We start from the raw sequence: 4709 nt of genomic DNA, 5'->3' as shown, positions 1-4709 counted from the left end.
TCTCGATTCTTATTAGTTATTTTTTAATTATTGGACCGTATAGAACGCGATTTGAAAATGCGACGAAGGTAAGTAAGAAGCAAATTTTTTATTTTACGACCGGGATTGTTCTTTTGTATTTTGTAAAGGGAGGACCTATTGATTTAATTGGTCATATCATATTTAGTGCACATATGTTTGAGATGGCAGTAATGTATATTGCGGTGCCTCCGTTATTACTGCTTGGTATACCTGTTTGGTTATATCGTTATATTACTTCTTTTAAGTTCGTTCAAATTGTGATAAAGTTTTTTGCTAAGCCGCTTATTGCATTGTTTGTATTTAATGGCCTGTTTTCCTTTTATCATTTGCCAATTGTTTTTGATGCAGTAAAACAAAGTCAAATAGCGCATCCTATTTGCCTTGCTATATTGTTTTTTGCAGCAATGATGATGTGGTGGCCGATGTTAAATCCACTGCCAGAATATCAAACTTTAAGTGATATTAAGAAGCTTGGTTACATGTTTGCTAATGGTATTTTATTAACGCCAGCTTGTGCGTTAATAATTTTTGCGACTGCACCATTATTTGCAACATATACAGATCCGGCCGCTTGGATGAAGGCAATGGAACTTTGTGTACCGGCGGGTACTTTATCAGCTTTAAATATAACTGGACCAGAATTTTTACATTGGATGCCGGTAGTACAAGACCAACAAACAGGTGGTATTATTATGAAAATTGTCCAGGAAATAGTGTACGGTACGATTATCGGTTATGTGTTCTTTAAATGGGCACGTAGAGAGCGTGAAAAGGATAAAGAGCAGCTGCAAGAGTTACCTCCTTATTTGCAGACGAAATAAAAACTAGCGCATCGTGTTAATGCGCTAGTTTTTTTGTTATTCAATAATTTGAAATTCTTTTAACTCTTTTTCAATATTTTGTAGGAGTTGTTCGCTTTTTTGAAGTACATTCGTTGGAAAAATCTCATCATCGCCATATTCAACGCCATGAGGATAATAATGTTTTCCTAATAAGGGTGGCAATAGTTTTACTTGAGCGTGTCTGCCGCCGATGTCACCTTCAACAGCAAATCCTTGTACACGTAAATAATAAATATCCTTTAATATTTCAAATTTATAATCATATGTAACGCGTTCGTAATCCCATTGTCCGGCAAGTACAAAATGATTGTTTTCCATAATCTCAGTTAAAAGAGTTAGATCAACGACTGCATCATTAAAGTTTGTATTTGTAAATTGCATAGAATACCTCCTTATTTTAATGTTAGTTCATTATTTTTATAATAGTACGAATAATAAGAAAGTGCAATTCGTATTGCGAGAAAAGGGATAATCCAGACTTTTTTCGTGAAAATATGATATAGTGAAAAGAGTACGGTACACACAAAAAAAGGAAATAAAAGGATTTGTGTATATCTCGATTTTATGCTTTGTTCAGGAGGTATATCGTTTGAAGAAATTATTGCGTATCGTAATGATTACATTTTTAATTTTAGCTGTTGATTTATACGGGAAGTTACTCGTGTCACAATATATATTAACCCCATCTCACTCTAAGCAAGAAAATAAAATTGTGAAAAAGAAGAAGCAAGTAAATGAAGAATCCACAGACACTGTTTTAAATATGATTGGCGGGGACTCTGAGAATTTATTAGCGAAGTGGGGCGAACCATCTCGAATAGAGCCGTCTGCTTATGGATATGAATGGTGGGTGTATAATCAAGATTTAGCTCAGTATGTTCAATTTGGAGTTGCTGAACGTAAAGTTGTAACGGCGTATGTTGCTGGTGAGCAAGTTAAGGTGGCTCCCTATTATATAAATGAAAAGTATGAAGAGGTATATAAAAAGAATCCACTTTCACATGAGATTTCATTAAAAAGAGGAAAGAATAGTTATCAATTTGAGTTATCTGATACGGAAGTAATGGAACAACCGCTAGTACCTGTAGAAGATGGATGGGCACAATTATACTTTGATCACTTTACACATGAGCTTGTTGGTCTTCGTTATATGGATGATGAAACGTTATTACGACAAAGACCATATCAACTTGTTTATTCAGGTGAATTAATAGCGGAACAGCCGCTGACGCCAGAAAAAATGAAGCAAGTAGAAAATGGAAATATGCAACAAATTCTCGATTTAACAAATATTATTCGGAGTCGTCATCAATTACCGTTGTTAACATTGGATCAACAAACTGCAGATGTTGCATTTGGCCATAGTAAAGATATGAAGGATAATAATTATTTTTCACACGATTCACCTACTTTTGGTACGTTAGGAGATCGCTTGCAACGTGGGCAAGTGGCTTTTCAACTTGCTGGTGAGAATATAGCGGCGCAACATAGTGATGGAATTGCGGCGGTACAGGGTTGGTTAAATAGTGAGGGTCATAGAAAGAATTTATTAAATGAACAATTTACTGGATTAGGTGTTGGGGTATATGATAAATTTTATACTCAAAACTTTATCCGAAAATAAAATGAAACTTTAATCAGTCGGGGCATCCTTCATTGATTATTAGTCTTCACCAATCGGGCTTTAACTGTCCACAAATAGGAAGATAAAAAGGTGCATGAATCGTCTAAAAATAGGCGAACCATGTGCCTTTTTTTTCTTACAATATAGTAGATATACATGAAGAGGTGAGGATTATGCCAACAACAAAAGGGCCGTTACATCCATCGGTTCAACAGTTTAAAGAGTTTGTAAACCATCACCCTAAAATGGTTCATGAGGTTAGAAGTGGTCAAAAAACTTGGCAGCAATTTTATGAAGAATGGTACTTACTTGGTGAAGAAGATCAAATATGGACAGCATATAGACCTGATGGAGCACCTGCTTTTTCTTCGGTAAAAGAAAATAAAGAAGAAAAAGAAAATCGAACAGAAGAGGAAAAAACTGCTGATGTGATGGGGCAAATGCTTTCTTTCTTTAAAAAGCTAGACGTAGAACAAATGCAACATCATTTAGCAAATGTAACGAGTGCGATTGGTAGCGTGCAACAAGTTATTCAACAATTTCAAGGAAACCGTGCGCAGCAAGAACAAAGTACTTCTGAAAATAATCCTTTTTTCTTTCAAAAGGATTAGGGGGAAAGAGAATGAGAGCAGAGCTTATGGAGTTTATAAAAGCTGATGAGGATTTAGCTCGCTATATTCGGGAACAGCCATACTGGTACCGGAAATTGACGCGTAACCCAGAAGAAAAAGAAGCTTTTGAGTTAGCTGCCATGCAGCATTTCAAAAAAACGATACCAGATAAAGTGGAAAAATTTCAAAATCAATTGGCCGTTGCTTCAATTATGATTGATATGTTCCAGTATATGAAGCAGCAAAATACGACGTAATTGGAAGGGAAAACTATGTCCGTTATGCAAAACTTTTGTTACAATAGAATCGGATTATTTAAAAAAGGAGTTGCAGCATGACGGAAATTTGTTTAGTACGACATGGACAAACTGATTGGAACTTTCAAGAGATTATTCAAGGGCGCGAAGATATTCCACTCAATGAAGTTGGGAAGAAGCAAGCGAGTCAAAGTGCAGCTGCCTTGCAAGCGGAATCGTGGGATATAATTATAAGTAGCCCGTTAATTAGAGCGCAAGAAACAGCTAAGGAAATTGCTGGGGCTATTGGATTACCATCTATTTTATTAGATGAGCGATTTATGGAACGTAATTTTGGGGAAGCTTCTGGGAAACCAGTTGCAGCCGTTAGAGAGTTAATTACAGAAGGTAATGTAGAAGGAATGGAGCAGGATGAAGAAATCGTAGAGCGCTGTTTTACGGCTTTACAACAGGTTGCAGCAGCACATGGAGATAAACGTATTATCATTGTTGCGCATTCACATGCAATAAAAGCTATTTTACACGCAATTGCACCAAATGAAATTACATTTAAAACGCCGTTAAAAAACGCATGTATTAGCTACGTGAAAGAGAATAGCGGGAAATGGGATGTTCTTAAATATAATATTGCGGAGCATATTAGTGTATAAGAGTGCAAGGAGATTGTATGAAAAGTAATTAGAATCATATCTTTCTTTTAGGTAAGACACTTCAATTAGTAGTTCTGTTCCAAATGTGTTATGATGAATACTCGGAGGTGTCTCTCATGATTGTAGCGACGCTGGAAAGCGTATTGATTTTAGATAAGGCAGAGCAGCTTGCAAAAGCGATCATCTGTTCAGATATAGCAGAAGATTACCGTAAGTATTATAAGGATTTACAAGAAGATATAGAAGTCCAGACGCTAATTCAGCAATTTACAGCGATGAAAGAGCGATACGAAGAAGTGCAACGTTTTGGTAAATATCATCCTGATTATACTTTCGTTTCGACGAAAATGAGGGAATTAAAGCGTTCTGTAGATATGCATGATAAGGTTGCAACCTTTAAAAGAGCAGAAACAGCTTTACAGAAGTTATTAGATGAAGTTAGTGTAGCAATTGGTTCTGAGGTGTCTTCTTCCGTTAAAGTTCCAACAGGAAATCCGTTTTTTGATGCGGGTGGCTGTGGCGGTGGCGGTGGTTGTGGTACCGGAGGCGGTTGTGGTTGTAAAAAAACGGGGTAATTTACCCCGGTTTTTTGGAAATAAAAGAAAAAGGATACAAAGATTTTTTTTTTATTTTTTTTTCTTTTTAAAAATTCCCAGCCCCCCGAAAGCCCATGGAATTTGTTTGTCGGCTTTTTCTTTGAAAAA

7 protein-coding genes are annotated in these 4709 nt (G+C 36.2%); 6 read left to right on the top strand and 1 reads right to left on the bottom strand.

Going from position 1 to position 4709, the window contains the following annotated elements:
• A partial coding sequence (gene ctaG / locus AB3X49_RS17945; RefSeq protein WP_367963781.1) for a cytochrome c oxidase assembly factor CtaG occupies positions 1 to 842 on the top strand: 842 nt, incomplete at its 5' end.
• Positions 843 to 878: 36 nt separating this feature from the next.
• On the opposite strand, the gene AB3X49_RS17940 is transcribed toward ctaG, so the two are convergent.
• Positions 879 to 1244 carry a YugN family protein gene (locus AB3X49_RS17940; RefSeq protein WP_002066906.1) on the bottom strand — a complete coding sequence of 122 codons (366 nt, stop codon included), beginning with the start codon at positions 1242 to 1244 and terminating at the stop codon, positions 879 to 881.
• A gap of 208 nt (positions 1245 to 1452) precedes the next feature.
• On the opposite strand from AB3X49_RS17940, the gene AB3X49_RS17935 reads away from it, so the two are divergent.
• From AB3X49_RS17935 to AB3X49_RS17915, 5 genes are all read left to right on the top strand, one after another.
• Positions 1453 to 2487 (top strand): CAP domain-containing protein, encoded by a 1035-nt coding sequence (locus tag AB3X49_RS17935; RefSeq protein WP_002088298.1) that lies wholly within the window; start codon positions 1453 to 1455, stop codon positions 2485 to 2487.
• Between the two features lie 173 nt (positions 2488 to 2660).
• Positions 2661 to 3098 carry a YlbD family protein gene (locus tag AB3X49_RS17930; RefSeq protein WP_002088296.1) on the top strand — a complete coding sequence of 146 codons (438 nt, stop codon included), beginning with the start codon at positions 2661 to 2663 and terminating at the stop codon, positions 3096 to 3098.
• A gap of 11 nt (positions 3099 to 3109) precedes the next feature.
• Positions 3110 to 3355 (top strand): YlbE-like family protein, encoded by a 246-nt coding sequence (locus AB3X49_RS17925; protein ID WP_002014770.1) that lies wholly within the window; start codon positions 3110 to 3112, stop codon positions 3353 to 3355.
• A 77-nt stretch (positions 3356 to 3432) separates the two neighbouring features.
• Positions 3433 to 4005 (top strand): histidine phosphatase family protein, encoded by a 573-nt coding sequence (locus tag AB3X49_RS17920; protein WP_002014767.1) that lies wholly within the window; start codon positions 3433 to 3435, stop codon positions 4003 to 4005.
• Positions 4006 to 4121: 116 nt separating this feature from the next.
• Positions 4122 to 4580, top strand: a complete 459-nt coding sequence (locus tag AB3X49_RS17915; protein ID WP_367963778.1) for a YlbF/YmcA family competence regulator — start codon at positions 4122 to 4124, stop codon at positions 4578 to 4580.
• The last annotated feature ends 129 nt before the right edge of the window (positions 4581 to 4709 follow it).

Origin of the sequence: Bacillus sp. C30 (assembly GCF_040838255.1) — a bacterium.
Taxonomy (GTDB): Bacteria; Bacillota; Bacilli; order Bacillales; family Bacillaceae_G; genus Bacillus_A; species Bacillus_A mycoides.
This window is presented reverse-complemented; position numbering and strand designations above follow the sequence as displayed.

Bases quoted from the DNA above. Each gene is read 5' to 3' on its own strand.
- AB3X49_RS17940 (WP_002066906.1), bottom strand. From the start codon at position 1,244: ATGCAATTTACAAATACAAACTTTAATGATGCAGTCGTTGATCTAACT.
- AB3X49_RS17930 (WP_002088296.1), top strand. From the start codon at position 2,661: ATGCCAACAACAAAAGGGCCGTTACATCCATCGGTTCAACAGTTTAAA.
- AB3X49_RS17925 (WP_002014770.1), top strand. From the start codon at position 3,110: ATGAGAGCAGAGCTTATGGAGTTTATAAAAGCTGATGAGGATTTAGCT.
- AB3X49_RS17920 (WP_002014767.1), top strand. From the start codon at position 3,433: ATGACGGAAATTTGTTTAGTACGACATGGACAAACTGATTGGAACTTT.
- AB3X49_RS17915 (WP_367963778.1), top strand. From the start codon at position 4,122: ATGATTGTAGCGACGCTGGAAAGCGTATTGATTTTAGATAAGGCAGAG.